We start from the raw sequence: 13,090 nt of genomic DNA, 5'->3' as shown, positions 1-13,090 counted from the left end.
ACGACGCGTACTCAGGCGAGGTCAGCGTCCCACCACCAGGCGATGGAGGGGGCTCCCTCCACCGGCCCGGGGCGGCTGTCGGACGGTTCCTCGGCCCAGGTCAGCAGCGTGTCGTCCATCTCGTCGGGCCAGCGTCCGTCGCTCAGGTAGCGCGGCACCCGCAGCCCCCACTCGTTGTTGCCCCGGACCCCGTGGCGCAGTCCCTGGAGGTAGCCGGCGAGTTCGGTGCTCGCGGTCGGCCGGACCCGGTCGTGCAGGTGCGTGAACCGCAGCAGGACGCGGTCCCGCAGCGCGGTGCCGGCCGTCACCGCCTCCTGGAGGGGGCAGGACCGCTCCTGCATCAGCACGGTGTAGAGGTTCTGGTCCGCCTGACCGCCCGCCAGCTCCTTGTGCAGCGAGTGCCGGTCGTTGTCCAGGGCGGCCACGAGGATGGCCATCTCGGTGAGCGCGCGGACGGCCGGACGGTGCAGCTCACGGTCGGGAATCTCCGCGCCCGTGGCCAGTTCCAGGAGGGCGAAGGTGGGTTCGCCGCCCGAAGACAGCAGCCGCATCGCCAGGAAGTCGTCCAGGCCCGGCATGCGGCCGACCGCCTGGTTGCCGATCTGCCAGGCCACCCCCGAGAGCCAGGCGCGGTGGGCGTGCACGAACCGGCTCACCTGCGTGGGCGCGGCGAAGCCGCGGAAGCGGCGCATGATGTCCTGCAGGGCGCCGATGAACCGGTCCGAGCCCACGGCCGAGTCCGTCTCACAGGCCCGCTGCACCTGACCGGCCAGCGCGTTGAACTGCGCGGGTCTGCTGCTCAGGGGACCGCTGTCGCACCGCGCGTCATCGAAGGCGAAGCCCCAGTACACCCAGAGGGCCGCTGCCAGCAGGCGGTCGTCGTCGGCGACGGGTGCGAACCGGGCGAAGAAGTCGGCGCTGTGCGTCGCCACGGTCCAGGCGCGTTCCCGGTCCGTGGCGCACATCCCGCTGTCGGCGATCCATTGCACGGCCCGTTTCTCGACCTGCCGGACCCGGGGATGGATGGCGGACTCGAAAGGACAGAAGACCGGCGGCAATTCGACGCCGGACACGCTGGACGCGGGAGACCCCATGGCAGAGCACACCTTCCGGAAAGGGACCGTAATTCGTGCACGATCATGGGGAAAGAGCCGATCGAAAGGCGAGCGGCCATGCCCGCCCGGTGGTGGGTGTCAGCCGAATGGGTCGTCACGCCGCGCCGGGTGACCGTTCGTGACGATCACTCGGCTGGGGCAGTGTCGGCGCGCGGGCCCGGGGAAGTCGCAGTCCGTGCCCGGGTGCGCAGTCCTCCCGCGCCGGGGCGACGGGACGTGCCGTGGCCGGGATCCCCGAGTCGGCCGCGGCACACCCTTCTCACCGGCCGCGTGTGTCCCTCCTCCGGCTCGCGGAGCGGCGCCCCCGCCTCGCCGTGATGGGTGTCGGCCACCGGACGTTATGGGTGCCGTCCCCGATGGCGGAGCACCGGCCCGGCGTGTGACCGTTGAGCGACGCCGTGCCCCGGGGTTCTCGGGCGCCGGGAGCGTCGCGGGGGAGGTCCGAGGTCCGTCCCGCCCGTCCGCGGGTGTCGCCGTACGGTCCGAGCCGGCTGCGCCGGGCGCGCCCGAGTGCCGAGGCGGCCGGTGGTCATCGTGGCGTACTGCCGGGGGTGACCCGGGTCCGGAGCCCGCCGTCCGTGCACACCGCGGACGAGACGGTGCCCCGTCCGGACCGGGGGCGGTGTCGCGCCACCGCGGTCGGCCGACGGCGCCCGACCGCACGACAGACGACGCGTCACAGATGACAGACGAAGGAGAATGCGCATCCATCCCCGTCAAGTCCATCCCCGTCAAGTGAAGCCCTCCCGACCCTCCGCACGGTCGAAGGCGGTGACCCGTGGGACACGCTGACACCCTGCTCGCCATGGGCGGTGCCTTTCTGGCCGCCGCGTTCCTCGCCCGCCTCGGCGGCAGGATCGGACTTCCGACGATTCCGCTGTTCATGCTCGCCGGCATCCTGCTCGGTCCCCACACGCCGGGCTTCGTCCTGGTGGAGGACGCGCATGACTTCGAGATGCTCTCCGCGCTCGGGCTGGTGCTGCTGCTCTTCTACCTCGGCCTGGAATTCCACCTCGACGACCTCAAGAGCGGCGGCAAGCGGCTGCTGACCGCCGGTGGCATCTATCTGCTGCTGAACGTCGGCGCCGGTCTGGGCTTCGGATTCGTCCTGGGCTGGGGTGTGCGGGAGGCGCTGGTGCTCGCCGGCGTGCTCGGCATATCGTCCTCCGCGATCGTCACCAAGATCCTCATCGACCTGGGCCGGATCGGCCGGCCCGAGACCCGTCTGATCCTCGGCGTCATCGTGGTGGAGGACATCTTCCTCGCGCTGTACCTGGCCGCCCTCCAGCCGGTCATCGCGGGCGCGCACGGCTTCGCGGACATGGCCCTGCAGGCCGGCAAGGCCTTCGGCTTCCTGCTGGTGCTCGCCGCCGCGGCCCGCTACGGCACGCGGCTCGTGGGCCGTCTGATCGCGACCCGGGACAACGAACTGCTGGTCATCAGCTTCCTCGGGGCGGCGGTGCTCGTCGCGGGTGTCTCGGAGGTCCTCGGCGTCGCCGACGCCATCGGCGCCTTCATGGTCGGCCTCATCCTGGCCGGTACCCCCTCGGGGCCGCAGATCCGTGAACTGGTGCACCCGCTCCGGGACGCCTTCGCGGCCATCTTCTTCTTCGCCTTCGGTCTCGCCATCGACCCCGGCGACATCGCGTCGGTCGCGGGCCCGGTCGCGGCCGCCGCGGCGCTGACCATCGTCATGAACGTCGTCGCCGGGCTGTGCGTGGCCCGCGTGTACCGCTACGGCTCGGAACCCGCCGCCGAGATCGCCACCACCCTGGTCGCGCGCGGGGAGTTCGCGCTCATCCTGGCCGCCATGGCCGCGGGCGCGGGGCTGGACGGACGGCTCGCCCCGTTCATCGCCGGGTACGTCCTCGTCCTCGCCGTTCTCGGGCCCGTCTTCGCGGGACGGGCGTACCTGCTCGCCGGTGCCCTGCGGGCCGCCGGCAGGCTGCTGCCCGGTGTGAGCGGAGGGCCGGCCGCCGCGCCGGGGAACCGCTCCGGTGACGGCGACGACGCGGGGGAGGACGACTGCGCGGCGCCCGTGCCGGCTCCCGCCGCGGCGTCCTCCCCGAAGCACGCCGACGCGGAACGGTAGGCAGCCGGCCCCGGGGGGAGGGCCGGGGCGTGCTGCCGGCGGCGGACGACGCCGGGACGGGGCCGCCCATCGGAGCGCCGTTCGCTGCCGGACACGGTCCGCAGAGCTCCCTCCTCCGCCTCGCCGGCCAACTCGAGCGGGCGAACCGGTGGTCGGGCCGGACGCCCGCGGTGCGGGCCGGCACAGACAGGGAGGCCGCTGAGAGGGCCCGGGGGCGAAGCCGCCGGAGGGCTCCGGGCGGACGTCCGGTCCACGCGGTCCGCACGGCCCACCCGGCCCGCACGGCCGCGGCGGTGGCCCGCCGTGACCGGTTGTCACCCCGGCCGGTACGTCGCTCGGCGCGCCGGTGGGACAATCCTCCCGCAGGACCGGTGTCCGACGCCGTGGTCGGAGCCGTCCGGGACCGGAGGGAGCCGTCAGGATGATCGAGTGGGTGCCGCTGAGCCACGGCGTGAGACCCGTCCCCCGCCCGGTCGGGGCTCCGCTGGTGTGGGCGGGCGCCTTCAGCGGCGCCCTCGCCCTCGTGGCACTCCTCAACGGCATCGTGGGGGTGGGCCGTCCGGGACTCGCGCTGGCCGTGCTCTCCCTGCTGGCGGCACTGCTGGGCATCTGGGCGCGGTTCACGGCCGCCCCCGGAACGGCCCTCCTGTGCTGGCTGTCGCTCAACGGCTTCGCCGTCCCGCCCGCCGGCACGCTGACCTGGACGGGCCGGCGGGACGCGATCTGGCTGGCCTGTCTGCTCGGCGCGGCCCTCGTCGGCACGGCACTGGCCCGCCTGGCCCACGCACGGGCCGCCTACCGCCGGCTGACCACGGCGACCGGCTCCGAGAGGACGGAGCCGGGCGCCGGAGCGCTCGACGTCTGACCCGTACCCGGCCGCCGACGGCCGGGTACGGGTCCCGCCGGGGGAGAGGCCCCGCCGGCAGTCCGGCGAGGCCCTCCCCGACGTTCCGGATCAGGCCGTGTGCAGCGTCAGCCCGTAGCGGTTCAGGATCTCGTTGACGGGCTGGAACCAGGTCTCCCCGCCGCTGGAGCAGTTCCCCCAGCCGCCCGAGGTGACGCCCTGCGCCTGGTCGCCGCTGATGAACGAGCCGCCCGAGTCCCCGCCCTCGGCGCAGACACTGGTCTTTGTCATCTGGCGCACCGCGCCCTGGCTGTAGTTGACCGTCTCGTTCTTGGCCAGCACCGTGCCGCAGTGCCAGCGGGTGGTCGAGCCGGAGCGGCAGATCGAGGCCCCGACGGGCGCCTCGTTCGAACCGCGCACGAGCTGGTCGGAGACCGTGCCCCAGCCGAGTACGACCGGTACCGTCCACCAGCCGCTGCCGACGCTCACCCAGGCGTAGTCGTTCTCCGGGAACGACGAGCCCTGGAAGGTGCCGATGTGCGAGCGGTCCCAGCCGCTGACCCCGGCTCCCGCGCCGCCGCAGTGTCCGGCGGTGACGAAACCGCCGTGCACCGAGAAGCCGATGGAGCAGCGGACGTTGCCGGTGTAGTACGGGTCGCCGCCGACGGTGCCCGCCGCGAAGGTCCGGGGTGCCGACGGCACCGAGCGCACCGTGACGGGTCCGGCCTCGCGGGCCCGGTCCACGAACCGCTGGACATCGTTGTCGGAGCGCTCGCCGCGGACCACGTCGACGACCACGGTGTTCGCGGACGGGTCGACGCGCCAGCTGCTGACGCCGGCGGGGGCGTCCAGGCGGTCGATGCGCGCCTTGGCCGCGTCGAGCCGCCGTGCGCTGTGCTCCACGGTACGGACCTGCGCGCCGGTGGCACCGACGGCCCGGACCGTGGTGGCGGGCGCGTCCGAGGTGACGGCCACGGTCAGCCGCCCCTTCGCGGCGTCGAACCAGGATCCGCCGAAGGCGTCCCCGGCGGCCCGGCGTGCCGTGGGTTCGAGGGCGGTGGCGCGGCGTTCGGCCGCGAGCCGGCCCTCGGCCTCGGCCCGGGTGAGACCGAAGTCCCGCTCCATGGCGTCCAGGAGGCCGGCGGAGGCGGCCGGCGGCTTGGCGGGGGCGGTGGGGGAGTCGGCCGCCGAGGCGGGCAGGGTGCCGACCGCGGTGAGGCTGCCGAACACGAGGAGGCCGGCCAGGCCGAGGTATCTGGGTCTGCTGCGTCTCACGGGAGTTGCCCTTCGTCGTTCCAGCTAGGTGGGGGTGGAACAACCGCGGTCTGAGAGCGCTCTCATCGGGTTGCCCCGAGGGTAGCCGGAGCGGCATCGACAGGTCCATGCCAATGCAGGGCCTTTCCGCGGGGCGGCGTAGGCGTCCGGGGCCGTGCCCGTGACGGCGACGCCGCCCTCGGCCGGGGCGGGTCCGGGAAGTCCGCCCGGTTGGCCGGTGGCGAACGGGGCACTCAGTGCAGCGTCCTCGCAGTGACGGTTACTGGGCGTGGGAGGCACGCGTGGCGGTGCGGCATCGGTTGGTCCAGGCGAGCCCGCAGGCGGTGTGGGACGTCCTGGCGGACGGCAACGAGTACGTGGAGTGGGTGGTGGGCCCCTCGGAGGTCACCCCCAAGTCCGGACGGTGGCCGGAGGTCGGCGCGACCATCGAGTACGAGGTCAGGATCGGGCCGGTGCGGCTGCAGAACGAGTCGGTCGTGCGGCGCTGCGAGCCGGGGTCCGTGCTGGAGATCGAGGCCAAGGCCGGCGTGCTCGGCACGGCCCGCATCGCCATCGAACTGCGCCCCTGGGGGGAGCAGTGTCTCGTGATCATGGACGAGCACCCGCTGCGCGGCCCCGGCGGCCTGCTGCACAACGTGGGGGTGGAGGCGCTGATCCAGGTGCGGCACCGAGCGATGCTCGCCAGGCTCGCGAAACTGTGCGAGTCCGAGGCCGGGGAGCGGCGCCGGCCTGACCCGGCGAACACCCCCGGCTCCGTGGAGTTCGGACCGGGAGCCGGCCATGCCTGATGCGGTCGTGATCGGCTCGGGTCCCAACGGGCTGGTGGCGGCGAACCTGCTCGTGGACGCCGGCTGGAGCGTGGAGGTCCTGGAGGAGCAGCCCGAGCCGGGCGGGGCGGTACGCCACGACAGCGAGGTCGCCCCCGGGTTCGTCAACGATCTGTTCAGCTCCTTCTACCCGCTCGCCGCCGCCTCCCCGGTCCTCGCCGGGCTGCGCCTGCAGGACCACGGACTGCGCTGGGGGCACGCCCCCCACGTGCTCGCCCACCCCCTGACCGACGGCACCTGCGCCGTCCTGGACCGCGACGTCGCCACCACCGCCGCCTCCCTCGACGCCTTCGCGCCCGGGGACGGGGCCGCCTGGGACCGTCTGCACGAGGTCTGGGACCGCTACCGGGCCGACATCCTGGACGCCCTGTTCACCCCCTTCCCCCCGGTCCGGGCCGGCGCCCGGCTGGCGCTGCGGCTGCGCGGCGGAGGCGGGCTCCGGCTGGCGCGCACCCTGGTACTGCCGGTGCGCCGCATGGGCGAGGAGGAGTTCCGCGGCGAGGGCGGGAAACTGATCCTGGCCGGCAACGCCCTGCACGCCGACCTCGCGCCGGAGGCCGCCGGGAGCGGCGGCTTCGGCTGGCTGATGTCGATGCTCGGACAGACCTACGGCTTCCCCGTGCCGGTCGGCGGCTCGGGCGCCCTCACCGCGGCACTGGTCCACCGGTTGCGGGCGCGCGGCGGCACCCTGCGGTGCGGGCAGCGCGTCGAGCAGGTCCTGGTCCGGGACCGACGCGTGACGGGCGTCCGCACGGCCGGCGGGGAGACGGTCACCGCCCGGCGTGCCGTCCTCGCGGACGTGTCCGTGCCCGCCCTCTACGGAGGGCTCGTCGCCCCGGAGCACCTGCCGGACCAGGTCCTCGCCGATCTGCGGCGCTTCCAGTGGGACTTCGCCACCTTCAAGGTCGACTGGGCTCTGGACGGCCCCGTGCCCTGGCGGTGCGAGGACGCGGCGCGGGCCGGGACCGTGCATCTGGCCGACGGCCTCGACGAGCTGACCCGCTTCGCCGCCCAGATCGCCATGCGGCAGGTCCCCGACCGCCCGTTCTCGCTGTTCGGTCAGATGACCACCACGGACCCGTCCCGCTCCCCGAGCGGCACGGAGTCCGCCTGGGCCTACACCCACGTCCCCCACGACATCCGGGCCGACGCGGGCGACGAGGGCATCACCGGCAGCTGGGACGCCAGGGAGCAGGAGCTCATGGCCGACCGCGTCGAGCGCCAGGTGGAACGTTTCGCGCCCGGCTTCCGGGGCCTGATCCGGGCCCGCCGTGTGCTGGCTCCGCCCACGCTCCAGGCCATGAACGCCAACCTGGAGGGCGGCGCCATCAACGGCGGCACCACCGCCATGCACCAGCAGCTCGTCTTCCGGCCCGTGCCCGGCACCGGACGGCCGGAGACACCGGTGACCGGTCTCTTCCTGGCCTCGGCGGGCGCGCACCCGGGAGGCGGAGTGCACGGTGCGCCGGGCGCCAACGCCGCGCGCGCCGCCCTGCGCCAGCACCGCTTCGCGGGCCTCGCCCGCGCCCAACGCGCCCTCACCCGCCGCGACCGCATCGGCGACAAGAGATGAGACGCCCGGGCGTGACCACGCCCGTGTTCCCCGAGAAAGGGCCGGCCCGGTGACAGACAGCCCGCTGCAGAACCGCGTCGTCGTGGTGACCGGCGCCGCGCGCGGGCTGGGCGCGGCCCTGGCCCGGGAATGCGCCCGCCGGGGCGCCCGGATCGCCCTGCTCGGCCACGAGAAGCCGCGGCTCGACGAGGTGGCGGCCGAGCTGCCGACGCGGGCCGTCGCCGTCGAGGCCGATGTCACCGACCCCGTCGCGCTGGACGCCGCCGCCCGTGAGGTGCGCGAACGCCTGGGAACGCCGTCGGTGGTGGTGGCGAACGCCGGCATCGCCGAGGGCGGACCGTTCGCCACGTCGGACCCCACCGAGTGGAGCCGCGTCGTCGACGTGAACCTGACCGGCAGCGCCCACACGGCCCGCGCCTTCCTGCCGGACCTGCGCCGCACCGCGGGTTACCACCTCCAGATCGCGTCGCTCGCCTCGCTCGGTGCCGCTCCCATGATGAGTGCCTACTGCGCGTCGAAGGCGGGCGTGGAGGCCTTCACCCACTCACTGCGCGCCGAGGTGGCCCACCACGGGGTCGCCGTGGGCATCGCCTACCTCAACTGGATCGACACCGACATGATCCGTGACGCCGACCGGTACACGGTCCTGCGCGAGTTGCGGGCGCACATGCCGGCTCCGGCCCGCCGCACCTTCCCGGCGGACCACGTCGCCGCCCGGCTGGTGCGCGCCGTGGAGCGTCGCCGCACGGCCGTGTACGTGCCCGGGTGGCTGCGTCTGGCGCAGGTGGGGCGTACGGCTCTGCCGCCGATGGTCCTGCGCCTGTCCCGGCGCGAGCTGCCCCGGCTGGAGGCGGAGGGTGCCATGGACCCCACCGGTCCGCTCGGCGCGGGCGGGCGGGCGGACCACGCGGAAGGGGCCGGGGCGTAGAGCCGTGGACGACCCCTGGCGCGCCCCGTCGGGTCCGTAGGGGCCCGGGACGGCGGGGGCCCGCCCGGCGGGCGGGCCGCACCTTCCGGGGCGGGTGTCCGCCGGGCGGGTGACTGCCGGGCGGGAACGGGCCCGGGCGGCGTCGGTCCCGAGGCGACGGGGGAAGGCATGACGCCGAGTCACCCCACGGCCCGTGGCCGCCGCCGGACGGTGCATCCACGAAGCGCCGCCCGGCCGAAGTAGCCGCGACAGCCGACGTGCCCGGCACGGCTCACCGCCGCGGCCGACGACGAGAGGACCCGGGATGCGCCCCAGCACCGCAGACGACGGCGGTCGACGGCCGCGTGAGCGGCCGTGCGCGGGGGAGGACCCCCGATGACCCGGACGGTGACCGGACGCACCGACCACGTCGTGGTCGTCGGAGCCGGTCTCGCGGGGCTGTCGGCCGCGCTGCACCTGCTGGGGTCCGGACGGCGGGTGACGGTCGTGGAGCGCGACCCGCTGCCCGGCGGCCGTGCCGGACGGCGCGAGCAGGGCGGCTACCTGATCGACACGGGCCCGACCGTCATGACGATGCCCCATCTGGCCGACGAGGCGTTCGCGGCCGTCGGCGACCGGCTGGCCGACCGGGTGGAACTCCTGCCCCTGCACCCCGCCTACCGGGCGTGCTTCGCCGACGGCGGGACGCTGGACGTGCACACCGAGGCGGCCGCCATGGAGGCGGAGGTCGAGCGCTTCGCCGGGGCACGGGAGGCCGCCGGGTACCGGCGGCTGCGCACCTGGCTGAGCCGGCTCCACGCGGTGCAGATGCGCCGCTTCATCGACGCCAACTTCGACTCGCCCCTCGGACTGCTCACCCCCGACCTGGCCCGGCTGGCCGCGCTCGGCGGCTTCGGCCGGCTGGACGCCCGTATCGGCCGCTTCCTCTCGGACGAGCGGCTCAAGCGGGTCTTCTCCTTCCAGGCCCTGTACGCCGGCGTCGCGCCGGCCCGGGCGCTCGCCGCCTACGCCGTCATCGCCTACATGGACACGGTGGCCGGCGTGTACTTCCCCCGCGGCGGTATGCACGCCCTGCCCCGCGGCATGGCCGCCGCGGCCGCCGACGCGGGCGCGGACCTCCGCCTCGGGCAGGAGGTCACCCGGCTGGAGCGGTCGGGCAGCCGCGTCACCGCGGTCGTCACCGCCGACGAACGCATCCCGTGCGACGCCGTCGTCCTCACCCCCGACCTGCCCGTCGTCCACCGGCTGCTGGGCCGCCGCCCGCGCCGCCCGGTCGGGCTGCGGCACGCCCCCTCCGCCGTCGTCCTGCACGCCGGCACCACCCGCACCTGGCCGCACCTGGCCCACCACACGCTCTCCTTCGGCGCCGCGTGGCGGCGTACCTTCGACGAACTCACCAGGACCGGCACCCTGATGACCGACCCCTCCCTGCTGATCACCCGGCCCACCGCCGGTGACGCCTCCCTGGCCCCCGAGGGCCGCCACCTCCACTACGTCCTCGCGCCCTGCCCCAACACCGACATCGGACCGGACGCCCGGGCCTGGGACGACCTCGCTCCCCGCTACCGCGACCGCCTGCTGACCACCCTCGAACGCCGGGGGCTGACCGGCATCGCCGCCGCCATCGAGGAGGAATGCCTGGTGACACCGGCCGACTGGACCGCCCAGGGGCATGCCGCCGGCACGCCCTTCTCGGTGGCCCACACCTTCGCGCAGACGGGCCCCTTCCGCCCCCGCAACCTGGTGCGCGGCACCGACAACGCGGTCCTCGCGGGCTGCGGGACCACACCGGGCGTCGGTGTGCCGACCGTGCTGATCTCCGGGAAGCTGGCCGCCGCCCGCATCACCGGAACACCGGCACGCCGCGGGACGGCCGGGGGCGGGCCCCGGTGACCCGGCGCGAACTGGACGCCGCGGGCATCACCGACCCCGCGCTGCGCGCCGCGTACACCCGGTGCCGGTTCCTCAACGCCCGGCACGGACGCACCTACTTCCTGGCGACCCGCCTGCTGCCCGCCGACCGCAGACCGGCCGTGCACGCGCTGTACGGATTCGCGCGGTGGGCCGACGACATCGTCGACGACATGGGCGCCGAGGCGACGACGGCCGAGCGCGCGGCCACCCTCAGCCGGCTCGAGGCTCAACTCCGGCAGGCGCTCACCGGCGCCCGGCCGTTGGAGCCCACCGGCGCCCGGCCGGTGGACGAACCCGTGGTGGTCGCCCTGGCCGACACCGCCGCCCGGTACGGCATCGACCCGGCGCACTTCACCGACTTCATGGCCTCGATGCGCAGCGACCTCACGGTGACCGACTACGCCACCTACGACGACCTGCGCGCCTACATGCACGGCTCCGCCGCCGTCATCGGCCTGCAGATGCTGCCCGTGCTCGGCACCGTGACCCCCCGCGCCCGGGCCGCCCCGCACGCCGCCGCGCTGGGCCTCGCCTTCCAGCTGACCAACTTCCTGCGGGACGTCGGCGAGGACCTCGACCGGGGCCGGATCTACCTGCCGGCGGACCTGCTGGCGGCGCACGGCGTCCACCGGGACCTGCTGCTGTGGAGCAGGCTGACGGGCCGCCGCGACCGGCGCATCACCGCCGCGCTGCGCGCCGCCGAGGACCTCACCCGCGCCGTCTACCGTGAGGCCGCCCCCGGGCTGGGCATGCTGGACCCGGTGGCACGGCCCTGCATCCGCACCGCCTACGTGCTGTACCGCAACATCCTGGACTCGATCGCGCAGGACGGGTACGCGGTACTGCACCGGCGCGCGGTGGTCCCGCGCCGCCGGCGCGCGGTCGTCGCCGCCGACGGGCTCGCCCGGGTGCTGGCCGCCCGGCTGGGAGCGCGGGGCGCCGCCGCCCGCCGGACGCCGCCCGTGCCGTGCAGGAACGACACCTACCCCGCGAAGGAGGCCGGATGAGGCAGGACCCCAGCCCCCGCCGGGGCCGCTACCCACTGCGGCTGCGCCGCCGCCCCGTGCCCTGGCAGCACCAGCGGCCGACCTGGCGCGAGGCCCGCCCCGCCCTCATCGCGGCGGCGCTCAAGCGCGCCCTGGACCGCCCTTCGGGCAACTGGTACGTCCTGGGCGCGAGCACCGACGTACGGCCCACCCGCCCCCTGTCCGGCACGATCGCGGGCGTCGAGGTCGTCGTCTGGCGGGACGCGACGGGGCGTCTGGTGGGCGGCCCCGGCGCGTGCCCCCACCTCGGGGCCCCGCTGGCCGACAGCCCGGTGCGGTGCGGCACGCTCGTGTGCCACTGGCACGGACTCGCCCTCGAGGGCACCGCCTTCGCCGGCTGGGAGCCCTTCCCGGTGCACGACGACGGCGTCCTGGTGTGGGTGCGGCTGGACGCCGTGGGGGAGGAGCCCCCGACCGCGGCGCCCGTCCTGCCGGCGAGGCCGGCGCAGGCGACGTCCCTGACCTCCGTCTGGCGCGGGGTGGGGGTCTGCGAACCCGAGGACGTCGTGGCCAACCGGCTCGACCCGTGGCACGGTGCCTGGTTCCACCCCTACTCCTTCGTCGACCTCACCGTCGTCGGGGCGCCGGGCGACAGCGCGGGCGACGACGACCGCTTCGCCGTGGACGTGTCCTTCCGGCTCGCCGGACGTCTCGTGGTGCCCGTCCGGGCCGAGTTCACCGCCCCGGAGCCCCGCACCGTCGTCATGCACATCACCGACGGCGAGGGCACCGGGTCCGTCGTGGAGAGTCACGCCACGCCGCTCGGTCCGGACGAGCACGGCCGGCCGCGCACCGCGGTCGTCGAGGCGGTCCTGGCCACCTCCGACCGGCCCGGGTTCCCGGTGGCCCGCCGCCTGGCGCCGGTCCTGCGCCCGCTGATGCGCGCCGCCGCCGGCCGTCTGTGGCGCGACGACCTCGCCTACGCCGAACGACGCAGGCAGCTGCGCGACCAGGGCCGGTTCCCCGGCTGACCGGACAGGAGCGGCATGCAGACCTTCCTCCCCCACCCGGACTTCGAGGAGTCCGCGCTGGCCCTGGACCGCCGCCGGCTGGGCAAGCAGCGGGTCGAGGCGCTCCAGGTGCTGCGCGGCCTGACCGTGCCCGGCTACGGCTGGCGCCGTCATCCGGCGGTGCGGATGTGGACGGGCTACGAGGAGGCACTGGTGCGCTACGGCCTGGAGGTCTGCCGGGTCTGGCGGGAGCGGGGCCACCAGGACAGCTGCGCTGCCTCACTCGTCGCCGGTCTCGCCGTGTGCCGTCCGGGTGAGCCGGTGCGGGACCAGCCGGAGCTCGCGCGCGCCGGGGAGTTGCCGCCCTGGCTCGGGGACGAGGCCTTCCACCGCAGCCACCGCTCGGCGCTGGTGCGCAAGGAACCCGAGGTGTACGCCGAGCTGTTCCCCGGTGTCCCGGACGACCTGCCGTACGTGTGGCCGGCCTCGGACCGTGCGGGCAAGGCGGTGGAGGAGGGCCGGTAGC

11 protein-coding genes are annotated in these 13,090 nt (G+C 75.2%); 9 read left to right on the top strand and 2 right to left on the bottom strand.

What is annotated here, in order from left to right; all coding sequences use genetic code 11:
• Positions 1-11: 11 nt before the first annotated feature.
• Positions 12-1,094, bottom strand: coding sequence for a terpene synthase family protein (locus SAM23877_RS03610; protein WP_079029998.1), 1,083 nt, complete (start codon positions 1,092-1,094; stop codon positions 12-14).
• A gap of 799 nt (positions 1,095-1,893) precedes the next feature.
• Between SAM23877_RS03610 and SAM23877_RS03605 the strand changes: the two genes are divergently transcribed.
• Together SAM23877_RS03605 and SAM23877_RS03600 are read left to right on the top strand one after the other, a co-directional pair.
• A complete protein-coding gene (locus SAM23877_RS03605; RefSeq protein WP_053126855.1) occupies positions 1,894-3,207 on the top strand; it encodes a cation:proton antiporter in 1,314 nt (437 codons plus the stop codon).
• Positions 3,208-3,628: 421 nt separating this feature from the next.
• Positions 3,629-4,072 (top strand): hypothetical protein, encoded by a 444-nt coding sequence (locus SAM23877_RS03600; protein ID WP_053126851.1) that lies wholly within the window; start codon positions 3,629-3,631, stop codon positions 4,070-4,072.
• Positions 4,073-4,162: 90 nt separating this feature from the next.
• On the opposite strand, the gene SAM23877_RS03595 is transcribed toward SAM23877_RS03600, so the two are convergent.
• The gene (locus tag SAM23877_RS03595) at positions 4,163-5,326 is read right to left on the bottom strand and encodes a S1 family peptidase (protein WP_053126849.1); all 1,164 of its coding nucleotides are present in this window, start codon (positions 5,324-5,326) and stop codon (positions 4,163-4,165) included.
• Positions 5,327-5,607: 281 nt separating this feature from the next.
• Here SAM23877_RS03595 and SAM23877_RS03590 point away from each other — a divergent pair, with 281 nt between their 5' ends.
• The 7 genes from SAM23877_RS03590 to SAM23877_RS03560 all read left to right on the top strand — a co-directional run bounded on the left by SAM23877_RS03590 (position 5,608) and on the right by SAM23877_RS03560 (position 13,089).
• Positions 5,608-6,114 (top strand): SRPBCC family protein, encoded by a 507-nt coding sequence (locus tag SAM23877_RS03590; RefSeq protein ID WP_053126847.1) that lies wholly within the window; start codon positions 5,608-5,610, stop codon positions 6,112-6,114.
• A complete protein-coding gene (locus SAM23877_RS03585; RefSeq protein WP_053126845.1) occupies positions 6,107-7,726 on the top strand; it encodes a phytoene desaturase family protein in 1,620 nt (539 codons plus the stop codon). Before SAM23877_RS03590 ends, SAM23877_RS03585 begins: the two co-directional genes overlap by 8 nt.
• 49 nt (positions 7,727-7,775) lie before the next feature.
• On the top strand, positions 7,776-8,654 hold the full coding sequence (locus SAM23877_RS03580) for an SDR family oxidoreductase (RefSeq protein ID WP_053126843.1): 879 nt from the start codon (positions 7,776-7,778) through the stop codon (positions 8,652-8,654).
• 375 nt (positions 8,655-9,029) lie between these two features.
• The gene (crtI, locus tag SAM23877_RS03575; protein ID WP_053126841.1) at positions 9,030-10,547 is read left to right on the top strand and encodes a phytoene desaturase family protein; all 1,518 of its coding nucleotides are present in this window, start codon (positions 9,030-9,032) and stop codon (positions 10,545-10,547) included.
• Entirely contained in the window at positions 10,544-11,575 is a 1,032-nt protein-coding gene (locus tag SAM23877_RS03570; protein WP_053126839.1) for a phytoene/squalene synthase family protein, read from the top strand. Before crtI ends, SAM23877_RS03570 begins: the two co-directional genes overlap by 4 nt.
• Positions 11,572-12,585, top strand: coding sequence for a Rieske (2Fe-2S) protein (locus SAM23877_RS03565; protein WP_053126837.1), 1,014 nt, complete (start codon positions 11,572-11,574; stop codon positions 12,583-12,585). The genes SAM23877_RS03570 and SAM23877_RS03565 overlap by 4 nt, the downstream gene beginning before the upstream one ends.
• 15 nt (positions 12,586-12,600) lie before the next feature.
• Positions 12,601-13,089: an MSMEG_6728 family protein gene (locus SAM23877_RS03560; protein ID WP_053126834.1), complete on the top strand. Its 489-nt coding sequence runs from the start codon at positions 12,601-12,603 to the stop codon at positions 13,087-13,089.
• Position 13,090: the final 1 nt, after the last annotated feature.

The organism is Streptomyces ambofaciens ATCC 23877 (assembly GCF_001267885.1).
Taxonomy (GTDB): Bacteria; Actinomycetota; Actinomycetes; order Streptomycetales; family Streptomycetaceae; genus Streptomyces; species Streptomyces ambofaciens.
The sequence above is the reverse complement of the archived record's forward strand: the minus strand, read 5'-3'. Positions and strand labels throughout refer to the sequence as shown.

Excerpts from the sequence above, each read along its gene's own strand:
- SAM23877_RS03610 (WP_079029998.1), bottom strand. The coding sequence starts at position 1,094 with ATGGGGTCTCCCGCGTCCAGCGTGTCCGGCGTCGAATTGCCGCCGGTC.
- SAM23877_RS03600 (WP_053126851.1), top strand. The coding sequence starts at position 3,629 with ATGATCGAGTGGGTGCCGCTGAGCCACGGCGTGAGACCCGTCCCCCGC.
- SAM23877_RS03585 (WP_053126845.1), top strand. The coding sequence starts at position 6,107 with ATGCCTGATGCGGTCGTGATCGGCTCGGGTCCCAACGGGCTGGTGGCG.
- crtI (WP_053126841.1), top strand. The coding sequence starts at position 9,030 with ATGACCCGGACGGTGACCGGACGCACCGACCACGTCGTGGTCGTCGGA.
- SAM23877_RS03565 (WP_053126837.1), top strand. The coding sequence starts at position 11,572 with ATGAGGCAGGACCCCAGCCCCCGCCGGGGCCGCTACCCACTGCGGCTG.
- SAM23877_RS03560 (WP_053126834.1), top strand. The coding sequence starts at position 12,601 with ATGCAGACCTTCCTCCCCCACCCGGACTTCGAGGAGTCCGCGCTGGCC.